The following is a 23,417-nucleotide window of genomic DNA, read 5'->3' as shown; positions in this document are numbered from 1 at the left end:
CCGCTGGCCGGCATTCCCATTCAATCGGCCAGGTCAGGCCTCCGCTTCTTCCGGTTCGTTGGCCTGCTGGCGGCTGCGCTCGGGCAGCTTCAGGCGCTTGCCCTCTTCGTCGTACTCGATCAGCAGCACGCCGGAGTCGTGGCGGCCGCTGATTTCGACGAAGCAGGCGCCACCGATGAACGGTTCCAGCGTCATCACCGACTTCAACGGGGTGGCCACCACCATCTGGAAGCCGAAGTTGTCGAAGATGTTCATCGCCAGTGCGGTGAACTCGTTGTCGGCCTTGTCGAAGGCTTCGTCGAGCACGACCGCGGCATAGCTGGGCAGCTGGCTGTCGGCGCCGCCGAGCTGGTAGCGCAGGGCAGCCGCCAGGCAGGTGGTGGCCAGCTTCTGGCGCTGGCCACCGGACTTGCCGGCACCGCTGCGGTAGATCTCGACCTGCTGGCGCGTCTCCGCATCCAGCTCGACGCCGATGAACTCCACGTGCATGCGCACGTCCAGCACCAGCTCGCGCCAGCGCTTGTCTTCGCCTTCCTGTGAACCCAGGCGGTTGACCAGCTGGCGCAGCACGGTGAACTGCGATTCGGCCAGCTCGCGCTGCTCGGTCTGCTGCTGCGACAACACTTCGCGCAGCTGCAGATGGAACTCGCCGACTTCCGGCAGGCGGCGGTCGCTCAGTTCGATGGTCAGCAGCGTGCCGCGGTTGAACGGCACCTGTTCCAGGCTGGCATTCACTTCGTCCAGGCGCTGGCCGATCGACTTGCGGGCCTCGGCGCTGTGGCGCTGCAGGGCCAGCAGGTTGTTCTTGCTCTGGTTCTGCAGCAGGTCGAAGAAACGCTCTTCGTGCTGCGGCAGGCCATCGCGCTCCAGGCGTTCGAGGCGTGCAAGGAAGTCCTCGGCCGAGGCCACCGACACGGTGAAGTCGCCCGATTCCTCCGGCCACTGCTGGATGAAGCGGCGGAAGCAACCGATCAGCTGGTTCTCGATGCGGTTGAGGTCCTGCTGCGAGGACGACAGCTGCTCGTTCAGCGCGTTGCTGACCTGGCGCATGTGCGCTTCCAGCGTTTCCAGGCTGAGCGGGCCCTGCTCCTGCAGGCGCTCGGCAAGTCCAGCCTCGTGCTCCTGGGCCAGGCTCGGCAGCACCAGTGCACGGCTCTGCTGGCGTGCACGGTCCAGGCGATCACGTTCCTTGACCAGCTGCCCACGTTCGACGCGGACGTCTTCATAGGTACGACGCGCCTGCTCGATGTCGGCACGCACCGCGTCGATCTGCTTGGCCAGCTTGGCGAGATCGGCGTTGCCTTCGCGCAGATCGCGCAGGGTGGCCTCGATATCGCTCAGACGCTGCTGTGGGGCGGCGATATCGATCTCGTTCCAGCTGATGCTGACCAGCTCGTGGCAGGCCAGGCGACGTTCATTGTCGCGGTCACGCTGGCCGCGCAGGCGCGCGATGTCGGTCTCGCAGCTGGCGATGCGCTTGGCCAGTTCCTGTGCTTCGCGCTCGAAGGCGCCCACCTTGTCGTGGTTGTTGAAGCCGAGGATCCAGCGACGGCGGTCGCCCACGGCACTGCGGTCGTCCTTCTCGAAGCGGTCGCCCGGATGCTTGACCTGGCCTTCGCGGGTGATGCCGCGGTCGACATTGCGCAGCTGCTTGGCGTCGACGCATTCGTAGTCGAAGCGCTTGCCGAGCTCGCGGCGCAGCCAGCTTTCGAACACGTGCTCGCGCAGTTCCAGCTTGTGCAGCAGCGACTTCGCCGACGGCTCACGCGCGAACGCATCGTCATTACGGCGCACACGGTAATAGGTGAAACGCATGCCCAGGTGGGTACGGTTCACCCACTCGGCGACGTCGTTGTAATGCTTGTCATCGACCAGCAGTGACAGCGCGAAACCGCCCAGCACGCGCTCGATGGCGCCCTGCCAGCCCTGCTCTTCCGAGCGGACCTGGATCAGCTCGCCGACGAACGGCAGCGCCGCTTCAGCGATGCCGGTTTCCTCGGCCAGGCGTGCGCGCAGCTTCTGCATCGGCGCCGGGATGTTGGAGGGCGTGCGCTGCATCGCTTCGAGTTCGCTGCGCACTTCACCGAAGCGGCGCTCGTCATCGCGCTTGCCGCCGAGGCGATCGCTGATCGCATCGTCCAGTGCTGCCGAGGCACGCTGGCGGTCCTGCAGTTCATTCTGCGCACGCTCGACCAGCTCGGCGAAGCCATGGGCATCGTCGGGCAGTTCGGCCTGCAGCTGCTGTGCGGCTTCCTGGGCCTGGTCACGCTTGGCCTTGCGGCGGTCGCGCTCGGCTTCGGCGCGGCCCTGTTCGCGTTCCAGTTCCTCGATGCGCTCACCGCCCTGCTGGCGGCGCTGCAGTTCCAGTTCGGCCAGACGCTCGGTGTGGTTGTCCAGCGCGGCACGGCGCTGGGCTTCTTCGCCGAGCAGGCCACGGTCACGCACATCCATCTCGCGCAGGCGCGCTTCGATCAGCGCCTGGCGGCGGCTTTCGCGGAAGCTGTCGACGCCGAGCTTCAGTGCTTCGTCGTCGCCGCGCTGGCGGTGCATTTCCTTCAGGTCGTTGTAGTAGGCGCGTGCCGGCAGCAGGGTTTCCACCTGGCGACGGGCGGTGACCACGGCCTGATGTGCGCCATCGAGTTCGGCGAAGTCGCTGACCAGGCGCTCGGCGGCGTCGAAGGTCTTCGGCGTGTCGAGCATGAAGTCGCGCAGGAAGACGTTGAGGTCGCCCAGGTTCTTCGCCGACTGCGTCTTGTGCAGCAGGCGCAGCGCCATCTCGTTGTCGATGCCGAGCAGGTCGCGGAAGCGCTCGGCGTAGCCGGAGAAGGTGTCAAAGTGGTGCAGGTCGGACAGCTTCTGCTTGAGCTTGCGCAGGTCCAGGTCGAATCCGCCGAGGTCCTTGGCGATGTCGAACGGGCGCTCGGCGATCATGTAGTGCTTGCGCACGTCACCGGCCGAGGTGCCGTTGCCGGAGATCCACAGCAGGCGCACCAGGCTGACCACGCGGCCGTCGCCGGCGCGGTATTCCAGCACCAGTGCGGTCCAGGTCGCGCCCTTGCGCAGGTACTGGGTGGCGATTTCACCGGTGCCGCTGTCCTGCTGGTCGGCCCAGGCGCCACGCACATAGGACACCAGGTTGCGGTCGCGGCCACTGCGCTCGGCTTCACGCGCGGCGGCGTTGAAGTCGACGATGGCCGGCGGCGTCAGCAGCGCGGACATGGCATCGAGCAGGGTCGACTTGCCCGAGCCGGAACGGCCGACGAACAGGAAGCCGCGCTCGGCGATCGGCACTTCGGTCAGGCCATTGAAGGTGCCCCAGTTGTGCACCTGCAGGCGGCGCATGCGGAACTGCTGCAGGCGCGGGTCCGGCAGGCCTTCGTTGAACAGGGCGGGAGTGTGCTTGGAGATAGCCATGCGATGGTCGGGTCTCTCAGGCCTCGGCGGCCGGGGTTTCGCGCAGCTGGCGGTACACCGCCGAAAGCTGGGACACGTCTTCGGCGGAGAACAACAGCTTCAGCGCCGGCGAGACTTCGTGGCGGTCTTCCTGGCCGCTGAGGCGGGTCAGGATGTGGTTGTCCTTCATCTTCTGCACCGCCGAGGCGACACGGCGGTTGAAGCCGGCGCGGTCGGTGGACAGGTTTTTCTCGTAGATGGCCAGTGCTTCGGCCATCTCGGCGTCTGCAACCACCGCGCGATTGCCGCGCGCATCGGCCTCGGCCAGCTGCTGGCGCAGGTATAGCAGCAGCACCGAATCGATGAAGGTCAGCGGCGAGGTGCGCAGCAGCACCGGCGCATCAACGTCTTCGGTATCGGCCTGGCGGGTGAAGGCCACACCGCTGTCACGGTCGAGCACCAGTTCCAGGAACAGGTCGGCCAGCGACGAGCGGATGGCCGCCTCGCTGCGGATCAGCGCCGGCCACAGTTTGGCGTGACGCAGCTGGTCGATGCTGGGGCCGATCAGCAGCTGGCACAGCGCGCGGCGCGCATCCAGCGGCAGGCGCCCGGTATCGCCGAGGTAGTACACGTCGTTGCCACGGCGGGGCTGCGCCACGGTCGCCACCGGTTCGGCTTCGTAGGCGTCTTCCGCCACGTCGGCCTGCGCTGCGTCGATGGGATCTTCATGCCAGCTCATGGCGTCTCTCCTGGGTGAACCAAACCAGCGGGATGCGGGCGCGACGGATCTGGCCGTCGCCACCACGCCATTCGGCAAGCTCCTGCTCGCCGGCGATCACGTTGCCGAAGCGCGTGCCCAGCGACAGGTAGCCGATGACGCTGCCCAGGCCCTGCGGCGCTTCACGCTGCGACAGCGCCTGGGCAATGCTGAGCCGCGGCTGTGCATCGAGCAGGTCGTGCAGGTCGCGGCGCAGGGTGCGGAAGTCGATTTCGGACGAGGCGACCAGGTCGCCGACGCTTTCCAGGCTGATCGCGGCCGCGTCGTTGTATTCGACGTTGCCATCGACCTGGGCACTGCGCGGATCATGCAGCTTCCACTGCGACCACGAACGCAGGCGGCTGGTGGTCAGCTGCAGGTCGCGGCCGATGCCACGCTGTGCGGGGAACTCGTCGCGCAGCGCCAGCGCTTCAGACTGCGCCTGTTTCAGCAACTGGTTGAGGCGGCGCTGTTCCAGGTAGCCACGGCTCTGCACGAAGCCGCGCAGGCTGCGCGCGAAGTTCTGCAGCACGTCGTGCACCTGGCCACCGCGTTCAAGCATGGTGCTGGTGAAGCCACGCAGGAAGTTGCGTTCGTTGCGGTCCAGGCGACGGGCAAAGCCACGCGCCAGCACCGCTTCCAGCGCGGCATCGAGCTGAGCGCTCTGTTCGGCGTCGTTGAGCAGGCGCCAGAAGGCCTGGAAGCTGCGTCCTGCATCGCTCTCGCCGATCACATCCACGCCTTCGAACAGCTGCGACAGCACATCGCCGCGCTCGCCCTCATCGTCAATGATGCGTTCGCGGAAATCGCGGTTGAGCTGCTCGAAGTCGTCGCGTACGCGGCGGAAGTCCTCGGTCAGTTCGTCGGCGAGGCCGATGATCTGGCGCGCACGTTCCAGCGCGCGCTTGCCGTCCAGCGCGATCACACGACCGGCACCGACACGGGCGATCTCGGCGTCGATGCGGTCACGCTCGTCGCGCAGCGCCGACAGGCGCGCGTCCGGATCGGACTCGGTCTGTGCGGCCAGCTGCGAGAGCTGTTCGATGACCAGCGCCAGGCGGCTTTCGGTGGCGGCCACGCGGGCCTGCTCGAGGCCGTCGGCGAAGCGGATGGCCTGCAGCGCCGCGGTCGACAGTTCGTACTGCTCCTGGTCGGCGCCCTCGGGCAGGCGGCGTTCCAGCCAACCCTGGGCCAGCCAGTGCGCGATGTAGGCCTGCGCGGTGCGCGGCAGGTCGCGCGACAGTTCGTCGCCGTTGAGCTGGTCCAGCGCACGTTGCAGGCGCTCGTTGAGCACCGACGACGACAGCGTGCGCTCGCCGTCCATCAGCAGCCCTTGCAGCAGGCCGATGATTTCCGGAGCGTGGTCGGCGGCGAGCAGCTTCCACTGGGGCTGTTCGCGCAGATGGCGGTAACGGGAGATGCGTTCGCGGTGCTTCATGCAGCGAAAGGAGTCATGAGGGCTGGCGGGGACGAGCAGCCACGCACGGCTGCCGTGCAGGCAGCCGTGGGCATGCCGGCCACGCGGGGCCAGCGGGGTGCGGGCAAGCGGCTCAGCGCTTGCCGCCCACTTCGATGAAACGCAGGAACTCGGCGCGGGTACGCGCGTCGTCGCGGAAGCTGCCCAGCATCTTCGAGGTGACCATGCTGACGCCGCGCTTGTGGATGCCGCGGGTGGTCATGCATTCGTGGGCGCCTTCGACGACCACGCCGACACCGATCGGCTGCAGCACATCCTGGATGCACTGGGCGATCTGCGCGGTCATCTTCTCCTGCACCTGGAAACGGCGGGCGTAGGCTTCGACGACGCGGGCCAGCTTGCTGATGCCCACCACCTTGCCGGCCGGCAGGTAGCCGACGTGCACGCGGCCGATGATCGGCGCCATGTGGTGTTCGCAGTGGCTTTCGTACTCGATGTCGCGCAGGACGATCAGTTCGTCATAGCCGGCCACTTCCTCGAAGGTCCGCTCCATGTAGGCGCGCGGGTCGTCGCGGTAACCGCTGAACCAGTCGCCATAGGCTTCGGCAACACGGCGGGGGGTATCCAGCAGGCCTTCACGGGACGGGTCCTCACCGGCCCAGCGCAGCAGGGTGCGCACGGCATCCTCGGCCTGGTCCTGGGTCACGTCGCCCTGCGGGGCGGCCTTTTCGTTGTTCTTGCTCATTGCGTACAGCGTCCCGATCGGGGGGCGAGCATCGTACCCGACCGGGGGGTGGGTCGTCCTGTTGGGACGGTTCATCGGGGGGTACTTCCGGCGCGTGCTTGCTATCGGTCTGGAGTGGGAGAGGGGGCTGCGCAGGACACGCCGTAAACCCGTCCATGGGGGCTCGATGGCGCCATCCATGGCGCCAACGGTCCTGCGCAGCCCCCCCTCCCCCTCCTTGACGGTTTCCTGCGGGCGCGGCCGGACCGCCCGAAAGCGGGGTCAAAAGCTGGGGTTCATGGCTTCGGAAACGGCTCGCGCCACTGCCCTGGTGGGTGCGGACCTTGGTCCGCACTGCTTCTGCCCTTGCCTTTAAAGAGCCAACCCTCCGCGCTCGCGGGATGTGGGGTGGGGTGGCGGAGGGCCGGACGGGGCAGGGCCGTGAGGCGCATGGATGCGCCGATCGAGCTTACATGGGTGAGGGCGCTTTGCTTGCGAAGCACTGCTTCGCAAGCGACCGATCGCCCAGCCGCCAGCGGCTGGGCCGGGCCCCGGAGGGGTACTTGCAGCGTGCCCTGCCCCGTCCGGCCCTCCGCCACCCCAGCCGATAGCCAGCAGGCGCAACGCTTTCCTCACTGCACCCCGCCCATTCAGAAAAACCCATTGATAGGAATGAAATTAGTAGTATCCTATCTATCTCTTATGGACCGACCCCTCGACGAGCGCACCGTGCTGCAGATGCAGCTCAGCTCCGGCCTGCTGTACGCAGGGCGGCAGTGGCAGCGCCTGGCCGACAGCCGGCTCGGCAGCTATGGCATCTCCACCGCCTGCACCATGCCGCTGCTGATGATCGGCCGCTCGGGGGGTGGCATCCGCCAGGTGGCGCTGGCCCAGCAGCTGGGCATGGAGGGGCCTTCCCTGGTCCGCCTGCTGGACAAGCTGTGCGCCAGCGACCTGGTCCGCCGCGAGAGCGACGCCAGCGACCGCCGCGCCAACCTGTTGTGGCTGACCGACGCCGGCCACGCGCTGGTCAGCGAGCTGGAAGACCAGTTGATCGGCCTGCGCCAGGACGTGTTCGGCGAGCTTTCCATGGATGAACTGCACGCCGTGCTGAAGGCATGGCGCCTGCTGGCCGAGGCCGCCGACCGCATCACGTAAGACCGCTGCCCCCGAGTACCGCCGCTGCCGTTCACACGCCAGCGGCTTTTACCCGTTGCCGTTGTTTCGTTGTTCCTCCCCTCCCCCACCTCGCCCCCGCCCCTACCGATGCCCGGTGAATTCAGTCTCCACGGAGTGTTCGTCCCGACCCTGCTCGGGTTGATGTTGTTGGCCTATCTGGTCAACAGCGGCCTGCACGCGCTGCTGCAGCGTGCCGGCGCCTATCGCCATGTATGGCACCCGGCGCTGTTCAACCTGGCCCTGTACGGGATCGTGCTTGGCCTGCTGTTCCACCTTCTGCGTTGGATGCAATCGTGAACAAGATCGTGAAGAAGACCCTGCCGGTGCTGCTCACCAGCGCAGCCGTGATCGTCGCCCTGCTGGTGCTGCGCCAGCTGTGGGTCTACTACATGGATGAGCCATGGACCCGCGACGCCCATGTCGGCGCCGACGTGGTGCAGGTCGCACCGGATGTGTCCGGCTTGGTGGAAACAGTGCAGGTGGCCGACAACCAGGCGGTGAAGAAGGGCGATCTGCTGTTCGTGATTGATCGGGCGCGCTACCGCATCGCGCTGGAACAGAGCCGCGCCAGCCTGGCCGAACGCCAGGCATCGGTAGCGCAGCTGCGCCGCGAGATCGGGCGTGATCGCAGCCTGCAGGACCTGGTCGCCGCCGAGGATGCCGAAGTACGCCGCGCCAAGCTGCAGGCCGCACAGGCCGCATTGGCCACCGCACAGGCCGCGGTCGACCTGGCCGAACTCAACCTGGCCCGCACCGAAGTGCGTGCACCGGCCAATGGCCGGGTCAACGACCGCACCATGCGCGTGGGCGACTACGTGGTGGCCGGCAAGCCGGTGCTGGCGCTGCTGGATACCGGTTCGTTCCGCATCGATGGCTACTTCGAGGAAACCCGCCTGCGCGGCGTGGCCCCGGGGCAGCGCGTGGACATCCGCCTGATGGGCGAAGACACCCCTCTGCACGGCCATGTCGAGAGCATCGCCGCCGGCATCGAGGATCGCTACCGCAGCAATGGCAGCACCCTGCTGCCGAACGTGACCCCGGCCTTCGACTGGGTGCGGCTGGCGCAGCGCATCCCGGTGCGCATCGCCATCGACGAGGTGCCTGCCGGCGTGGAGCTGATCGCCGGGCGCACCGCCACGGTGACCGTGGATACCGGCCGCCACGTGCAGAACAAGAAGGCCGGCGCTGCGCCGACACAGGCGGGCCTGTGAACGCCGCCCTGCCCCGCCTTGGCCTGATCGTCGCGCTGGCCAGCCTGGCTGCGTGCAGAACCGTCGGCCCGGATTACGCATTGCCCGAGGGCTCGGCGTTCAAGCGGCCGCAAGCGAATGCCGCGTTCATCGATACCCACAACCCCGAAGTGGCTGCCAACCAGGCGCTGCCGGCACGCTGGTGGTCGCTGTACAACGACCCGGTACTGGAAGGCCTGATCACCCAGGCGCTGCGAGACAACGTTGAACTGAAGGCCGCCAATGCGCATCTGCGTCGCGCTGCGGCGGTGTACGAGCAGGCGCTGGACGCTGGCGGCTTCGAGTACGAGGCCGAGGCCGGGGTCAGCCGCGCACAGCTGTCGGCCGAATCGTTCCTGCAGGAGCACGAACTGCCGGTGATCAACCTGGCCGATGGCAAGTTCGCGGTCAGCTACCAGTTCGACCTGTTCGGCAAGCTCAAGCGCGGCGCCGAAGCGGCGCGTGCCGACGAGCAGTCGGTCGCCGCAGCACGCGATCTGGCCCAGGTCAGCGTGGTCGCGCAGGTGGCGGACAGCTATCTGGAAATCTGCCACGCCAACCACGAGCTGCACGTGGCCGAGCATTCCCTGCAATTGCAGCAGCGCAGCCGTACGGTCACCGAGCGCCTGATCGCGGCTGGCCGCGGCACACCGCCGGAACTGGCCCGCGCCAATGCGCAGGTGGCGCTGCTGGAAGCCGCACTGCCACCGCTGCATGCGCAGCGCTCGGCCGCTGCCTATTCGCTGGCCGCCCTGCTCGGGCAGACCCCGGGTCAGCTGCCGGCCGGCGTGATCGACTGTGCACATGCCCCCAGCCTGGCGCAGCCGCTGCCGGTCGGTGATGGCCGTGCGCTGCTGCAGCGTCGCCCGGACGTGCGCCAGGCCGAGCGCAAGCTGGCCTCGGCCACGGCGCGGATTGGTGTCGCCACTGCCGAACTGTACCCGGACATCCGCCTGGGTGCCTCGCTCGGTGCCGCCGGCCTGCTGGAAGACTTCGGCACGCCGATGACCCAGCAGTGGTCGATCGGCCCGTTGATCTCGTGGACGCTGCCGTCCTCGGGCACGCATGCGCGCATCCACGCCGCCGAGGCGGGTGCCGATGCAGCCCTGGCCGAGTTCGACCACACCGTGCTGCAGGCGCTGCGCGAGACCCAGACCGCGCTGGATCGCTATGCGCAGGACCTGCGCCGGTTGCAGTCGCTGCGCATCGCGCAGGAGCAGGCCGCGCTGGCCGCCGAGCAGAACCGCCGGCTGTACCAGGGCGGCCGCACGCCGTACCTGTCCAGTCTGGATGCCGACCGCAGCCTGGCCACCAGCGACGCCACCCTGGCCGCCGCCGAAGCGCAGGTCTCGCGCGACCAGATCCACCTGTTCCTGGTGCTGGGTGGTGGCTGGCAGGCCAGCGCCGCCGCGCCCAACGCCCCGACCGCAGCGAAGTAAGCCATGAACGCGCTGACCGACCGCCAGGCCTGGCTGTTCTCGATCAAGACCTACCTGGCTGCGGTAGCCGCGCTGTACATCGCCATGGCCGGCAACCTGTCGCGCCCGTACTGGGCGATGGGCACGGTGTACATCGTCAGCCAACCGCTGCTCGGCCCCACCCGGGCCAAGGGCGTGTACCGCATCGTCGGCACGCTGGTGGCGGGCCTGGCCACCCTGCTGGTGCTGCCGGCGCTGGTGGAAACGCCGCTGGTGCTGAGCGCGGCGATGTCGATCTGGCTGGCCGGCTGCCTGTTCATGGCCCTGCTCAACCGTGGCCCGCGCGGTTACGCATTCCTGCTGGCCGGCTACACCACCGCCTTCATCGGCTTCCCGGCAGTGACCTCGCCGGAAACCATCTTCGACACGGTGGTGGCACGCAGCGAGGAGATCATCCTCGGCACGGTGGTGGCAGTGCTCTTTGCTTCGCTGCTGTTCCCGGCCTCGGTACGCCCGATGCTGCGCGCGCGCATCGGCAACTGGATGGAGGACGCCGCGCAGTGGTGCCGGCAGATCCTTGAACGTGGCCGCGCGCATGCGCCACGCAACCGGCTGGCCGCCGACCTGGTGCAGTTCGAGGCGCTGATCGAATTCCTGCGCCGTGATGATCCGCGCCATGCCGGTTCGGCGGTGTCGATGGAGCGCCTGCGCGAGCGCATGCTGCTGCTGTTGCCGGTGCTGTCCTCGATTGCCGACCGCCTGAGCGCGCTGCGCAGCGATGGCCACGCCCTGCCCGAAGGCCTGCCGGCGCTGGTCGATGACATCCACGACTGGCTGGACGGGCCGACCAACGCCAGCGAGTACGCCCGCCTGCGCGCGCGCATCAGCGCACTGAAGCCGCAGGTGGACCGCGACCTGCAGCATCTGCAGCTGGCCAGCCTGCTGCTGCGCCTGGAGGAGCTGGTGGACCTGTGGCAGGACTGCCGTACCCTGCAGCATACGATCGACCACGGCACTGCGCCGCTGGACCGCGCGCACTACCGCATCCGCACCGAACGAGTGCCCGCCGACAAGCACGTCGACTACGGCATGGCGCTGTTCTCCGCGCTCAGCGCCGGCGTGGCGCTGATGAGCTACTGCGTGCTGTGGATCGGCCTGGGTTGGGAAGGCGGCGGCAACGGCGCGATGATGGCCGCGGTGACCGCCGCGTTCTTCGCCGCACAGGACGACCCGGCACCGAGCATGGTGTCGTTCCTGGTGTGGGCGATGGTTGCCTCGGTGGTGGCCGGTGTGTACCTGTTCGGCGTGTTCCCGGCGGTGCACGACTTTGGCCTGCTGGCACTGGTGCTGGCGGTTGCGTTCCTGCCGCTGGGGCTGATGCTGCACCATCCGAAGAGCGCGCTGTTCGCACTGCCGCTGACGGTGAACCTGGCCGCGCTGCTGAGCCTGCAGAACACCTACAGCGCCAACATCCAGACCTTCCTCAACTCGTCGATCGCGATGTTCATCGGCATTGGTTTTGCGGTGGTGATGACCCGCCTGTTCCGTTCGGTGGGTGCCGAGTGGACCGCACGCCGACTGGTGCGGCAGGGCTGGACCACGCTGGCCGAAGCCGCCGAGGGGCGGGGCCAGCAGGATCGGCAGCGCTTCGCCGCACGCATGCTCGACCTGCTGGGCCTGCTCGCCCCACGACTGGCGGCGACGCCGGAGGGCAGCGACATCGCCTCGGTGGATATGCTCAACGAAGCGCGCATCGGCCTGAACATCCTGCAGCTGCGCCGCGCGCGACTGGAACTGCCCGAGCGCAGCCGCGAAGCGGTCGAGCACATCCTGGAAGAAGTGGCCGTGCACTACCGGCGACAGATTGCCGCGCGCAAGCCGATTGTGGCGGCCGAAGCGCTGCGCGAGCGGCTGGATACCTCGCTGGGCCGGGTCGGCAGCGTGGCTGCCTGCAAGGCCCGCGATGAAGCCCTGATGGGCCTGATCGGCCTGCGCTTCGCGCTGTTCCCGGAGGCGAAGGCATTGGCGCCGGGGCTGGCGATGAGTGCGGACGCACAGCCGTAGCGCGATACCCTGTGCGACCACAGACTCCGCGCAGGGGTCAGAGCCCTCTCCTGCAGAGAGGGATCCGACCCTGCCGCTGCAACAGGACGGTTCAATGAGTTACGACATGATGGTGTTCGAGGCCAGTGCCGCCCCACGCGAGGCCGCGGCCTTCATCGCCTGGTTCGAGAAGCAGACGCAGTGGAACGAGCGCCACGAGTACGACGACCCAGTGGTCAGCAGTCCCGCGTTGCAGGCGTGGTTCGCGGAGATGGCGCAGGAGTTCCCGCCAATGAACGGGCCGTTGAGCAATGACGACGATGATCGTGCCGAGGTGACCGAGTACAGCATCGGTAGTCAGGTGATCTACGGTGCATTCGCCTATTCGGTGGCCGAGCGCGCGCATGGCCGCGTGCAGGACCTGGCCGAGAAGCACGGCGTGGGGTTCTTCGATGTCAGTGCGGACGAAGCGGCGATCGTGTTCCCCGATGGGCTGGTACTGATCGCGGAATGACGCAGGGTCGGACCCCTCCCGGAGGGAGGGCTCTGACCCGGAGCACGCGTGCCTCGGCGACGAAGGTCAGAGCCCGTTCCCATTGGGAACGGGATCCGACCCCGATTCAGAACAATGTGCCCTGCACCGTAGGCTGTTCAGTACGCGCCGATTTTTCGACCACCGCTTCCGCACCCAGTCGCCAGGCCAGGCCACCCAACCGGCTGGCGTGGCGCTTCAGCGCGGCCTGCAGCACGTCGGCACTGCCGGCCATATGCAGGACCTGACGGGCGCGGGTCAGGCCGGTGTAGACCAGTTCGCGCGACAGCACGCGGCTGTCCTGGCGCGGCAGCTGCAACCACACTTCGTCGAACTCCGAGCCCTGCGCCTTGTGCACGGTCATCGCGAAGGCGCTTTCGTGCGCGGGCAGTGCGGCCGGGTGGAAGGCGCGCGGCTGATCGACGCTGTCGCCGGGGAACCAGGCCACCATCGCGCCGCTGCCATCACGCAGGCAGATGCCGATATCGCCGTTGAACAGGCGATGCCGGTAGCTGTTCTCGGTGACCAGCAGCAGGCGGCCCTGGAAGTAGCCGGGGGTGTTGCCGGCCAGCAGCTGTTCGATACGGCTGTTGAGCCCGCGCGCGCCCTGCGGGCCTTCGCGCAAGGCGGTCAGCACGCGCAGGCGACCCGCCTGCTGCAGGGCCCGTACCGGATCGGCGGTGTCGGCCAGCGCGCGCCAATGGCCCAGCAGGTGCTCACGCTGGCCACGCAGCGGATCGGCTTCGCCTTCGTGGAAATGCACGCCGGCCAGTTCACCACTGCGCAGCAGCTGCAGCGCGGTGCTGCTGTCGCCCTCGCGCACGGCATGTGCCAGCGGTGCCAGGTCCAGCGCATCGCTCTGCCGGTAACCGCGCTGCAGCTGCACGCGGCGGCCGGCGAAGGCGCGTGGCGAGGCCTGCGGCTGCAAGGTGGCCGGCGCCAGCAGGCCGTGCAACGCCTGCGCGTCGTCGGCACGGGTGCCGATGCCGTCGCCGCTGGCACGCAGGATCGCGCTGAGCACGTCGCCGGCTTCGACCGACGGCAGCTGGTCGGGATCGCCGAGCAGGATCAGCCGGGTGCCGCTGTCGATCGCATCGACCAGCTTGGCCATCATCGGCAGATCGATCATCGAGGCTTCGTCGACCACGACCACGTCCACCGGCAACGGGTTATCGGCGTGATGGCGGAAGCGCGGTGAATCGGGAATCACGCCGAGCAGGCGATGCAGGGTGGTGCCGGTACTGGGCAGCGCCGTGCACAACGCCGGGTCCAGTCCTTGTTCCTGCAGCCTTTGCACGGCCACGCGCAGGCTCTCGGCCATGCGCTCGGCGGCGCGCCCGGTAGGCGCAGCCAGCGCCACCTCGGGAAGCGGCTGGCCGGCCTGCCGGGCCTGCGCGGCCAGCAGCAGCAACAGGCGCGCGATGGTGGTGGTTTTGCCGGTGCCGGGGCCGCCGGTGACCAGCGCCAGCGGATGGCGCAGGGTCACGCCGGCGGCGCGTGCCTGGTGATCCTCGCCGCCCAGTGCCTGTGGGAACAGCTGCGCGAACAACGGCGCCAACGCTGCCATGTCCGGCGCCGGCAGCGGATGTCGGCCGATGCGCTGCAGCCCAGCCGCCAGCTGACGCTCGTACTCACGGTAGCGGCGCAGGTAGAGCAACCCGTTTTCCAGCACCAGCGGTGCATCCTCGGCGATGGCGTCGGCCTGCTCCGGCGTCGCGATCCAGGGCGATGCGCGCAACTGTGCCAGCCAGTCCTGCGCGGCAGGCCACTCGGGAACGCCTTCCAGCAACCGCTGCGGATGTGCCGGATCGAACGCTGCGTGTCCCTGCGATACCGCCAAAGAAGCCAGGGCGGCCGCCAGTGCCACACTCTCGGGCGTGTCGTCGCGCAGCCGCTGCAGGCTGGTCGCCAATGCATGGTCGAGGGTGCGTAGCAAGCCTTTCTTGTGCAGCTCCTTCAACAGGCTCATGCGCCGGCTCCACGGGCACGCGCGGCCAGTTCGGCCTGGGCCTGTTCGCCACCGGCGAACAACGCATCCAGGGCATCCACCAGCGCCAACGGGAAGCGGTCCACATGCACACCGTTGCCGGCGGCATCCAGGCCGCGGCAGAACAGATAGCGGATGCCGCCCATGTCGCGCTCGTAGTCGTAGGCCGCACCCAGGCGGAAACGCAGCCAGCGATGCAGGGCCACGGTGTAGATCAGCGCCTGCAGGTCGTACTCGCTGTGGCGCATGGCAATGGCCAGCAGGTCCGGGCTGTAACCAGGCAGGCGGTTGGACTTGTAGTCGAGCACGTACCAGCGCCCGTCGCGCACATAGGTCAGGTCGATCATGCCGGTCATCAGCCCTTCCAACCGGCGGCGCTGGCCGAAGCCGCGTCGCGTGCTGGAAACACCGTGCGCATGCAGCACCTGCAGCAGCGCCGGCACCGTCGTCGGTTCGATGGCGAAATGGAAGTCGATTTCCGCGCGGCGCTCGCCTTCGCCCAGACTGTGCAGCGCGCCGCCTTCGGGCAGCGGTACGGTCAGCGTGTGGCCGACCAGCGGCACCAGCACCGCCACGCCATCGTCCAGATCGGCATCGGCATAGCCCTCATCGTGCAGCGCCTTGCGCAGCACCTCGGCCTGGCCTTCTGGCGCTTGTTGGCCGGGCTGCCAATCACCCCAGGCAGCGAAATCGACGTTCTCCATGGCTTCGTGCAGCACGTTGCCGAAACGACTGCCCATGAAGCGCGGGTCGATCGGTGTGCTGTCCTCGGCCGCCGCCGCGGCTTCCGGCAACGCCGGTTCCAGTGGCAGTTCCGGGCCAGCGGGTTCGTCAGCAGCGGGCGCCGGCAGCTCGGTCGCGGCGGCTTCGATATCACTGCCCGCGCCGGCATCGGCATGGGCGAGCTGGGTGAAGCTGTACACCCACCAATCGTGCGGTACGCGCCGGGTCAGGGCACGCACCGCCGGAAGGTCACCTTCCACTTCGGCCGCCAGCGGTGGCAGCGAGGACGGTGCCTCACTGTCATCGATGTACACATCGGCGTGCGAGCGCAGCGCCTGCAGGTCACCCAGCAGCGGCGCCAGACGCGTCTTGCCGAGCCCCGCCAGATCGCCCACTGCGATCCACAGCGCATGCTCGGCACGGGTCAGTCCCACATACAGCAGGCGCGCATCCTCGGCACGCTGCTCACGCTCGCGCTGGGCACTCGCCGCTTCCCAGGCCTCGTCCCTGTCCAGCTTCCAGTGCAGCTGGCGCTGGCCGCCCACATGCACCGTGCAGTGCGAGGCAGTGTTCGGTGCGCCACCGTCGATGCCGACAAACGGCAGGAACACCAGCGGATACTCCAAGCCCTTGCTCTTGTGCAGGGTTATGATCTGCACGCGGCGCGCGTCCGATTCCAAGCGCAGCAGCTGTTGCTCGTCATCCTGGTCGGCGCTGGCCATCTGCCCCTGCAGCCAGTCCAGCAGGCCGTGCATGCCCAGCGCCTGCGCCGAGGCTTCCTGCAGCAGTTCACCCAGTTGCAGGTAATTGGTCAGACGGCGCTCGCCGTCGATCAGCGCCAGCAGGCGTTCGCCCTGTGCGGCGCAGACATCGGCAATCACCGCGAACGGCCCGCCGCGTTGCCAGCGCTCGCGCCAATGCAGCAGCCGCGCCTGGAACTCGCGTTGCAGGTCGCCCTCGCGTTCCATCGCGGCGATCGCACTTGCCCGCTGGCCAAGCAGCACGGTGGCCAGCACCGCACGCAGGCGGCCTTCGTCGGCGGGTTGCAGCAGTGCCAGCAGCAGCGCACGAAGATCGCGCGCTTCAGCGGTGGCGAACAGGCTCTGCTTGCCGGCTGCCACCGCGGGAATGCCGACCGCGGCCAGCGCGCGCTGTACCAGGGTGGCCTCGCGATGCGAGCGCACCAGCACCGCGATGTCACCAGGCTGCACCGGGCGCCCACGCAACACGGCATTGCCGGCCCGCGCAGCGACCAGGGTCTGATGGATCGCGGCCACGCAGGCCTGGGTGGCCGCATCGCGCGAGGCATCGGCACTCATTGCCTTGTCACCGCCACTGCGCAGCACGCGCAGGGTCAGCGCCACGGCGGCATCACCGTTGCGCAGATAGTCCGTATCGATACGCACGCCACCGGGCCGCACCGGCTCGAACTGGATGTCGCGTTCGAGGAAGGCGTCCTCACCACCGTTGTCGTACAGCGCCTGCAGCGCACGCAGCACAGCCGGGCGCGAGCGGAAGTTCTGGTCCAGCACAGGCGCCTGCTGCGCCACCTGCCTGGCCTTCAGGTAAGTATGGATATCGCCGCCGCGGAAACCATAGATCGCCTGCTTGGGGTCGCCGATCAGGAACAGCGCCGGTGCCAGGCCGAGCTCGCGTACCTCCGGCGAATCGCCGAACACGGTGTGGAAGATGCCCCACTGGCGGTCGTCGGTGTCCTGGAACTCATCGACCAGCGCGATGCGGTACTGCGCGCGCAGTTGTTTCACCAGTGGCAGCCGTTGCGGGCCTTCCAGCGCCACCGCCACGCCATCGATCAGATCGTCGTAGGTCTGCACCCGGCGCGTGCGCTTCAGCGCCTGCAGCCGCTGCGTGGCTTCGGCGCGAAGCACGTGCAGGAAATTTAATGCAGTGGCACGCAACCAGGCATCGCGTTCGGCCAGCAGCGCGACATAGCGCGCCAACGGCGCCTGCAATGGCGACGACGGCGTGCGATCGGGGAATTTCTTGTTGGTCTTTTCGGCCAGTACATCCGGCAGCAGTGCTGGCAGGCGTTCGCTGGCCAGAAGTTCGCGCGGGTCGGCACGCTCGGCCCAGGCCAGCAGCTGCCGGCCCAGCGGGTGCAGCCAGCCCAGCTTGTAGGACACCCCGTTGATCCACTTGTTGTCGACGGCATCGCAGAGGTCGATGAAGAACTGCTCGCCATGCTCGCGCACGCTTGCCGACAGTGCTTCCGCCGCGCACTGCAATGCCGGGTGTGGATCGGCCAGCGCCACCGCCTGTGGCAATGGGTGCAGTGGCGGCGCAGCCAGCAGCGCGCGCAGATCGGCGGCCAGCGCATCCGGGTTGGACCACAGCCAGGTCAGCGGCTCCAGCGTGGCCGGGTCGTTGGCATGCACGCGCCACAGGTCAGCGGCCAGCTCCTCCAGCAGTTCACGATCGCTGGCCAGCAGTTCCGGCGGATCAAAGGTATGGCCGCTTTCCAGCGCATGCTCACGCAGCACGCGGGTGCAGAAGCCGTGGATGGTGAAGATCGAAGCCAGGTCGATCTCATCGGCGGCCACCTGCAGGCGTCGCTTCAATGCGGCCGCGCTCTCGGTTCCGACCTGTAGATGGCGCTGCAGTACCTCGCGGGTCAATCGCACGTCCGGTGCTTCACCCTCGGCCGCTTCCAGATCGACCAGGCGCGCGGCCAGCGCCAGGCGCTCGCGGATGCGCTTGCGCAGTTCCTGGGTGGCGGCATCGGTGAAGGTCACTGCCAGGATCTGGCCGATACGCAGGCCCTGCTCCACCACCAGCCGGGTGAACAGCGTGGCCAGGGTGAAGGTCTTGCCGGTGCCGGCGCTGGCTTCGATGAGGCGGATGCCGTCCAGCGGCAGGGCCAGATAGGGATCGCGGTTGAGGGATTCGATGCCGTCTTCGGCGATGGCGGTGTTCATGCGCCGCCCTCCTGGCGTGCTTCGGCGCCGAGGGTGCGGCCTTCGCGCACCGCGCTGAAGACCACTTGGCTGTTGCGCAGCAGGTCGGCATAGCTGGCATCGGTGGCGAACGGGTCGGCGCCACGCAGCAGCAGCTGCCAGGCGTCGCTGCTGGCTTCACCCCAGCTGCGGTCGCTGCCGTGCCACTGCTTCCAGCCTTCGCTGCGCTGTTTTTCTGCCGGCGCGTTGTACAGCACCCAGCCGGTATACGGGGCAAAGCGCAGCGGTTCACGCAGGCCACGCTGGCGCAGCTGCAGCAGTGCACGCAGCGCCGCCCGTGCAGCGGGAACGCTCAGTGCCGGCAGCACATGTGGGCCCGGACCGGCATCGCCGCCATCGTGGAACTGCACGAGGCGCAATGCGTCGCCGGCGGCGTTGGCCAGCAGCCAGTCCAGGCCCTGACGGATCACTGCGTTGCCATTGAGCGTGCCGGCGCGCAGGCGTACCAGCCCTTCGGGATGTCGATCGGCCACGCGGCCATGCAGGCGCACGCCATCGATCTCCACCTCATAGCGACGGCTTTCCAGTGGTTCGCCCTGCATCCAGCCCAGCAATGCACTGGCATACGGGCGCGTCTTCAACTGCTCCACCTCGAACTGGCGCTCGCCCAATGGACCCGAGGGCAGCAGGCCGCGTGCGCGCAAGCGCGGGTACAACGGCTCGATATCGCCACTGAGCGTAGCGCGCACCACCGCCGCCTGCACACTGCGCTTTTCCGGGCCACGCGAAGACAGCACCAGCGGTTCCAGGTCATCGACCTCCTCGACCTCGTCAGCCAGGCGCAGGCCCAGCGACTGCGCCAGGAACTGCCCGGCCGGATCGCACAGGAAACGGCGCAGGGTATCGAGCGCGACCTCGTCTTCCACCGCATCGTCGAGCGGCGGTGGCAACGGTGCATCGAACCACGGCTGCAGTCCACCACGCTGGCCGGTGAGGCGACCGGCCGCCGGATGCCACTGGCGGCGATAGCTGAAGCGGCGTGGATCGCCATCACCAAACGCGGCTGGCGAGAACGGCTGCAGTGCGTGGCGCACGGCGAAGTCGCGGACCGCCAGAGGCGGATCGAGGTGATACGCAGCGGCGGCATCGATCAGTTCGCTGACCAGCACCGACGGCTCGCGCACGCTTCCATCGCGCGGATCGGCGCCGAGATAGCTGAGATAGAACACCTCCTGCGCGGCGGCGAACAGCTGCAGGAACAGGAAGCGGTCGTCCTCGCGCGTGGAGCGGTCGCCCGGACGGCGGCGCGGCGTATCCAGCTCGGCGGTGAGCTGGTTGAGACCGGCAGCCGGGTCACGGCGCGGGAAATCACCGTCATTGAGGCCCAGCACGCAGATCACCCGGAATGGCAGCAGGCGCATCGGCACCATGCGGCCGAAACTGATGCCACCGGTCAGCAGCGGTGCGCGCGTATCGGCCTCGCCCAGCGCACCGGCGAAGTGCGAACGCACTACCTCCGGCGGCACGCCGTCTTCGAAACCGGCCTTGGCGGCATCGTCGGCAAACTGGTTGAGCAGCTTGCGCAGGCGCTCCAGCGCGCGCTGGCTGTTGGGCGAGCTGGGCGCGGTGGGCAACAGTGCATCGAGCAGCGACAGCAGCCGCTGCCGCCACTGCGCCGGGGTCAGCAGCTCGCCGAGGCGACGCTGGTAGATCGCCAGCACGCGCAGCAGGCGCAGCAGCCGGTCCAGCGCTTCCAGCGCACCCCCTTCCAGCTCGATCCACGGCGCCACGCCGGCCAGGTCGGTCTCGCTGCCGGTGGCGTGACCGAGTACCAGGCGGTCCAGCGCGAACTGCCAGGTGTAGGCGTCGTCGGCCGGCGCCTGGTGCTGGTGGCGGTGCTTCGCATCCAGGCCCCAGCGTGCACCGGCCTGCTGCAGCCAGCCATGCAGGCGGTCGAAGTCCACCGCTTCCAGCCCAGCCGCTTCGGCCAGCGGTGCACTGGCCAGCAGGTCCAGCACTTCATTGAGCCCGAATCGCGATACCGGCAGCCCCAGCAGGTGCACGAACACATCGGCAAGTGGTTCACCTGCAAGCGGGCTGCTGTCGGCCAGCGCATAGGGGATGTGCTCCTCCTCGCCACCACGGCCGCCGAACACCGCTTCCAGGTACGGCACGTAGGGATCGATGTCCGGCGCCAGCACCGCGATCTCGCGCGCCTGCAGCGGCGGGTCGAAGCGCGGGTCCTGCAGCAGGCTGCGCAGCTGGTCGTGCAGCACCTGCAGCTCACGCAGGCGGGTGTGGCAGGCGTGCACCTGCAGGCTGGGGTCGTCGCTGCGCAGCCCGTCGCGCAGCTCGCCCGAGGGCAGCGCGCGGCGGTGGAACAGATCGCGCTGCAGGCGATGCAGCAGGCTATCGGACAGGCCGCCCTGGTCCAGGCTCGGGCGTGTGTCCTCCTCCGGATCGGAATAGGCCGCAATCTCGCCGGCCGGGTGCACCACCTCGTAGCTGCCCAGCACCGCCATGAAGTCGCGGCCCGCCGCGCCCCAGGCTTCCAGCAGGCGGTTCTCGCCTGCGGCCTCGCCGAACGGGTCCGGCGCGCCGCTGCGCAGGCGCTCGGCCAGGGTCTGCAGATCGCCCCAGTACGACTGCACCGGGGTGGGCATATAGAAGTGCAGCTCGCCGACACGCGCCTGGGTGGCCATCACCCGCAGCACGTCGGGCGAGATGTTGAGCGTCGCAAACGCGGACATGCGCAGCGGCAAGCCCTGCGGCAGCGGCTTACCGGCACCCTCGAAGCGGTCCAGGTATTCCTGGATGCGGCGCGCGCGATAGTCGTGGCCGTGGGTGATGGTGCGCCACAGGATCGCCTGCGGGTCGGCCGGATCGGCACCGGCGGCCCAGCGCAGCAGCCAGTCACGACGCCAGGCCTGGTACTTCTCGAACACCGAGGCCAGCTCGCCGGCCAGCGCCCACGGTTTCAACGCGTCGCCACCGGCAAGATAGGACTGCAGCGCGCGCATCGGGGGCTGTGCCAGCAGTACCGGGTCACGCAGTGCCTGGTACAGCTTCCAGTGCAGGCCGGCCGCGTCCAGGTCGTCCTGCTCGCCGCTGACATTGGCCTTCAGCGCACGGGCCACGAACTCGCCCGGGGTCAGGAATTCAAGATTGGCGGCAACGCCAAACTCAGCCGCCAGTGTCGCTTGCAGCCAACGCCGCATCGCCACCTGCGGGATCAGCACCACTTCCGGTGCCAGCAACGGCTGGCCAGATACCGGCGCACGCACGTTGCGCGCCAGCAGCGCGGCCAGCACGTCCAGGGAGTTGGAATGGTAGAGGCGGAAATCGCTGCCCGGGTCACTCATCGTGCACAGTGTGCAGCACGGCACGCAGTATTCAATGATCCGGGCCATCGCCGGTACGGATTGTTCCGGGACCCCTGTCGATTGTCCCGGCCTGCGCGAGGGCTTGCCGTGCAACAATACTGGACCGTCCAGTCTGCTTATGTTCAGCAGACGGGCCCGATCCTTCGATGTCTAAAAAACGTTAATGGTGCCCATGTCGGCTTCCGCCTCCAGTCTGGTGCAGTTATCCAACGTCCGCATCGACCGGAGCGGGCGCACGATCCTGCGCGACGTGTCGCTGCAGGTGCCCAAGGGCAGCATCACTGCGGTGCTCGGTCCGTCCGGCAGTGGCAAGTCGACCCTGCTGGCGGCGCTGACCGGCGAACTGCGCCCGGTCGCCGGCGAGGTCACCCTGTTCGGCAAGCCGATTCCGCACAACAGCGGCGCGCTGCTGGAAATGCGCAAGAGCGTGGGCGTGCTGCTGCAGGGCAATGGCCTGCTGACCGACCTCACCGTGGCCGAGAACGTGGCGCTGCCGCTGCGCACCCACACCCGCCTGCCCGCTGCGGTACTGCGCCGGCTGGTGCAGATGAAGCTGCATGCGGTGGGCCTGCTGGCCGCCGCCGATGCCTGGCCGCGTGAGCTGTCCGGCGGCATGGCCCGGCGCGTAGCGCTGGCCCGCGCGCTGGCACTGGACCCACCACTGATGATCTACGACGAGCCGCTGACCGGGCTGGACCCGATCGCCTCCGGGGTGATCATGAGCCTGATCCAGCGCCTCAACCACAGCCTGGGCCTGACCAGCATCATCGTCAGCCACCACGTGCACGAGACGCTGCCGATCTGCGACCAGGTGATCGCGATCGCCAATGGCGGTGTCGTGTTCCAGGGGTCTCCCGAAGCGCTGCAGTCCAGCCAGGACCCGCTGCTGCGGCAGTTCCTGCATGGCCAGCCCGATGGCCCCATTCCGTTCGATGCCGCGCCGCGCGCGAGGGTCGCCTGATGCCGTTCGTCCAAGCCACCCGCTCGCTGGGCCGTGCCGGCCTGTTCTCGCTGACCGTGCTGCGTGGTTCGCTGCCGACCCGTGATTTCCTGGGCGAGCTGACCCGCGAGATCTACAAGATCGGTGCGCGCTCGCTGCCGATCATCGCCGTCGGTGGTGCCTTCGTCGGCCTGGTGCTGACCCTGCAGGGCTACCGCACGCTGACCACCTTCGGTGCGGCCGACGCACTATCGACCCTGCTCGGCCTGTCGCTGTACCGCGAACTGGCACCGGTGCTGACCGCGTTGCTGTTCATCGGCCGCGCCGGCAGCTCGATCGCCGCCGAACTGGGCCTGATGCGTGCCACCGACCAGATCAAGGCACTGGAGCTGATGGCCATCGATCCAGTGGCCAAGGCCGTGGCGCCGCGCTTCTGGGCGGCGGTGCTGACCGTGCCGCTGCTGACCGGCGTGTTCTGTTCGCTGGCGATCAGCGCCAGCTACTTTGAAGCAGTACACGTGCTGGGCCTGGACAATGGCGTGTTCTGGTCGGCGCTGCGCAACAGCGTGGACTTCTGGGACGACTTCGGCGTGGCGATGCTGAAGTCGGCGATCTTCGGCGGCACCGCGGCACTGGTCGCGTCCTACGTCGGCTTCCATGCCGAACCGACCATCGAAGGCACCTCTGTCGCCACTACCCGTGCGGTGGTCAACGCCTCGCTGCTGGTGCTGATGTTCAACTTCGTGTTGTCGGCAATGTTGTTCACCTAACCCCTCC

At 68.3% G+C, this 23,417-nt stretch carries 15 protein-coding genes; 8 read left to right on the top strand and 7 right to left on the bottom strand.

The features are described from left to right. Positions 1-33 precede the first annotated feature (33 nt). From V9K93_RS18560 to folE, 4 genes are all read right to left on the bottom strand, one after another. The gene (locus V9K93_RS18560; RefSeq protein WP_046985161.1) at positions 34-3,414 is read right to left on the bottom strand and encodes an ATP-binding protein; all 3,381 of its coding nucleotides are present in this window, start codon (positions 3,412-3,414) and stop codon (positions 34-36) included. A gap of 16 nt (positions 3,415-3,430) precedes the next feature. Then, a complete protein-coding gene (locus tag V9K93_RS18555; protein ID WP_046985162.1) occupies positions 3,431-4,132 on the bottom strand; it encodes a DUF4194 domain-containing protein in 702 nt (233 codons plus the stop codon). After that, entirely contained in the window at positions 4,119-5,588 is a 1,470-nt protein-coding gene (locus V9K93_RS18550) for a DUF3375 domain-containing protein (protein ID WP_046985163.1), read from the bottom strand. The genes V9K93_RS18555 and V9K93_RS18550 overlap by 14 nt, the downstream gene beginning before the upstream one ends. A gap of 112 nt (positions 5,589-5,700) precedes the next feature. Next, positions 5,701-6,312, bottom strand: coding sequence for a GTP cyclohydrolase I FolE (gene folE, locus V9K93_RS18545; protein WP_004141296.1), 612 nt, complete (start codon positions 6,310-6,312; stop codon positions 5,701-5,703). A 681-nt stretch (positions 6,313-6,993) separates the two neighbouring features. On the opposite strand from folE, the gene V9K93_RS18540 reads away from it, so the two are divergent. From V9K93_RS18540 to V9K93_RS18515, 6 genes are all read left to right on the top strand, one after another. After that, positions 6,994-7,449, top strand: coding sequence for a MarR family winged helix-turn-helix transcriptional regulator (locus tag V9K93_RS18540; RefSeq protein ID WP_012481667.1), 456 nt, complete (start codon positions 6,994-6,996; stop codon positions 7,447-7,449). Between the two features lie 108 nt (positions 7,450-7,557). Further along, positions 7,558-7,767: a DUF1656 domain-containing protein gene (locus V9K93_RS18535; protein WP_010487502.1), complete on the top strand. Its 210-nt coding sequence runs from the start codon at positions 7,558-7,560 to the stop codon at positions 7,765-7,767. Then, a complete protein-coding gene (locus V9K93_RS18530; protein ID WP_337302995.1) occupies positions 7,764-8,681 on the top strand; it encodes an efflux RND transporter periplasmic adaptor subunit in 918 nt (305 codons plus the stop codon). Before V9K93_RS18535 ends, V9K93_RS18530 begins: the two co-directional genes overlap by 4 nt. After that, entirely contained in the window at positions 8,678-10,138 is a 1,461-nt protein-coding gene (locus tag V9K93_RS18525) for an efflux transporter outer membrane subunit (protein WP_337302994.1), read from the top strand. Before V9K93_RS18530 ends, V9K93_RS18525 begins: the two co-directional genes overlap by 4 nt. 3 nt (positions 10,139-10,141) lie before the next feature. After that, on the top strand, positions 10,142-12,181 hold the full coding sequence (locus tag V9K93_RS18520; RefSeq protein WP_337302993.1) for an FUSC family protein: 2,040 nt from the start codon (positions 10,142-10,144) through the stop codon (positions 12,179-12,181). A gap of 94 nt (positions 12,182-12,275) precedes the next feature. Beyond that, positions 12,276-12,674, top strand: coding sequence for a hypothetical protein (locus V9K93_RS18515; RefSeq protein ID WP_046988844.1), 399 nt, complete (start codon positions 12,276-12,278; stop codon positions 12,672-12,674). Between the two features lie 106 nt (positions 12,675-12,780). On the opposite strand, the gene recD is transcribed toward V9K93_RS18515, so the two are convergent. Genes recD through recC form a run of 3 tightly spaced genes read right to left on the bottom strand, consistent with a single transcriptional unit; the run spans position 12,781 to position 21,679 of the window. Next, entirely contained in the window at positions 12,781-14,661 is a 1,881-nt protein-coding gene (gene recD, locus V9K93_RS18510) for an exodeoxyribonuclease V subunit alpha (RefSeq protein WP_337302992.1), read from the bottom strand. Next, complete coding sequence (gene recB, locus V9K93_RS18505) at positions 14,658-18,338, bottom strand: exodeoxyribonuclease V subunit beta (RefSeq protein WP_046983820.1); 3,681 nt, start codon at positions 18,336-18,338, stop codon at positions 14,658-14,660. The genes recD and recB overlap by 4 nt, the downstream gene beginning before the upstream one ends. Then, positions 18,335-21,679, bottom strand: a complete 3,345-nt coding sequence (gene recC, locus V9K93_RS18500) for an exodeoxyribonuclease V subunit gamma (RefSeq protein ID WP_337302998.1) — start codon at positions 21,677-21,679, stop codon at positions 18,335-18,337. Before recC ends, recB begins: the two co-directional genes overlap by 4 nt. Positions 21,680-21,872: 193 nt before the next feature. On the opposite strand from recC, the gene V9K93_RS18495 reads away from it, so the two are divergent. Together V9K93_RS18495 and V9K93_RS18490 are read left to right on the top strand one after the other, a co-directional pair. After that, positions 21,873-22,661, top strand: coding sequence for an ABC transporter ATP-binding protein (locus V9K93_RS18495; RefSeq protein ID WP_046983848.1), 789 nt, complete (start codon positions 21,873-21,875; stop codon positions 22,659-22,661). Next, positions 22,661-23,410 carry an MlaE family lipid ABC transporter permease subunit gene (locus V9K93_RS18490; RefSeq protein ID WP_046983822.1) on the top strand — a complete coding sequence of 250 codons (750 nt, stop codon included), beginning with the start codon at positions 22,661-22,663 and terminating at the stop codon, positions 23,408-23,410. The genes V9K93_RS18495 and V9K93_RS18490 overlap by 1 nt, the downstream gene beginning before the upstream one ends. Positions 23,411-23,417 lie beyond the last annotated feature (7 nt).

Source organism: Stenotrophomonas sp. CCNWLW162 (assembly GCF_037203745.1).
GTDB lineage: Bacteria > Pseudomonadota > Gammaproteobacteria > Xanthomonadales > Xanthomonadaceae > Stenotrophomonas > Stenotrophomonas maltophilia_AQ.
The sequence above is the reverse complement of the archived record's forward strand: the minus strand, read 5'-3'. Positions and strand labels throughout refer to the sequence as shown.

Excerpts from the sequence above, each read along its gene's own strand:
- V9K93_RS18560 (WP_046985161.1), bottom strand. The coding sequence starts at position 3,414 with ATGGCTATCTCCAAGCACACTCCCGCCCTGTTCAACGAAGGCCTGCCG.
- V9K93_RS18555 (WP_046985162.1), bottom strand. The coding sequence starts at position 4,132 with ATGAGCTGGCATGAAGATCCCATCGACGCAGCGCAGGCCGACGTGGCG.
- V9K93_RS18550 (WP_046985163.1), bottom strand. The coding sequence starts at position 5,588 with ATGAAGCACCGCGAACGCATCTCCCGTTACCGCCATCTGCGCGAACAG.
- folE (WP_004141296.1), bottom strand. The coding sequence starts at position 6,312 with ATGAGCAAGAACAACGAAAAGGCCGCCCCGCAGGGCGACGTGACCCAG.
- V9K93_RS18540 (WP_012481667.1), top strand. The coding sequence starts at position 6,994 with ATGGACCGACCCCTCGACGAGCGCACCGTGCTGCAGATGCAGCTCAGC.
- V9K93_RS18535 (WP_010487502.1), top strand. The coding sequence starts at position 7,558 with ATGCCCGGTGAATTCAGTCTCCACGGAGTGTTCGTCCCGACCCTGCTC.
- V9K93_RS18520 (WP_337302993.1), top strand. The coding sequence starts at position 10,142 with ATGAACGCGCTGACCGACCGCCAGGCCTGGCTGTTCTCGATCAAGACC.
- V9K93_RS18515 (WP_046988844.1), top strand. The coding sequence starts at position 12,276 with ATGAGTTACGACATGATGGTGTTCGAGGCCAGTGCCGCCCCACGCGAG.
- recD (WP_337302992.1), bottom strand. The coding sequence starts at position 14,661 with ATGAGCCTGTTGAAGGAGCTGCACAAGAAAGGCTTGCTACGCACCCTC.
- recB (WP_046983820.1), bottom strand. The coding sequence starts at position 18,338 with ATGAACACCGCCATCGCCGAAGACGGCATCGAATCCCTCAACCGCGAT.
- recC (WP_337302998.1), bottom strand. The coding sequence starts at position 21,679 with ATGAGTGACCCGGGCAGCGATTTCCGCCTCTACCATTCCAACTCCCTG.
- V9K93_RS18495 (WP_046983848.1), top strand. The coding sequence starts at position 21,873 with ATGTCGGCTTCCGCCTCCAGTCTGGTGCAGTTATCCAACGTCCGCATC.
- V9K93_RS18490 (WP_046983822.1), top strand. The coding sequence starts at position 22,661 with ATGCCGTTCGTCCAAGCCACCCGCTCGCTGGGCCGTGCCGGCCTGTTC.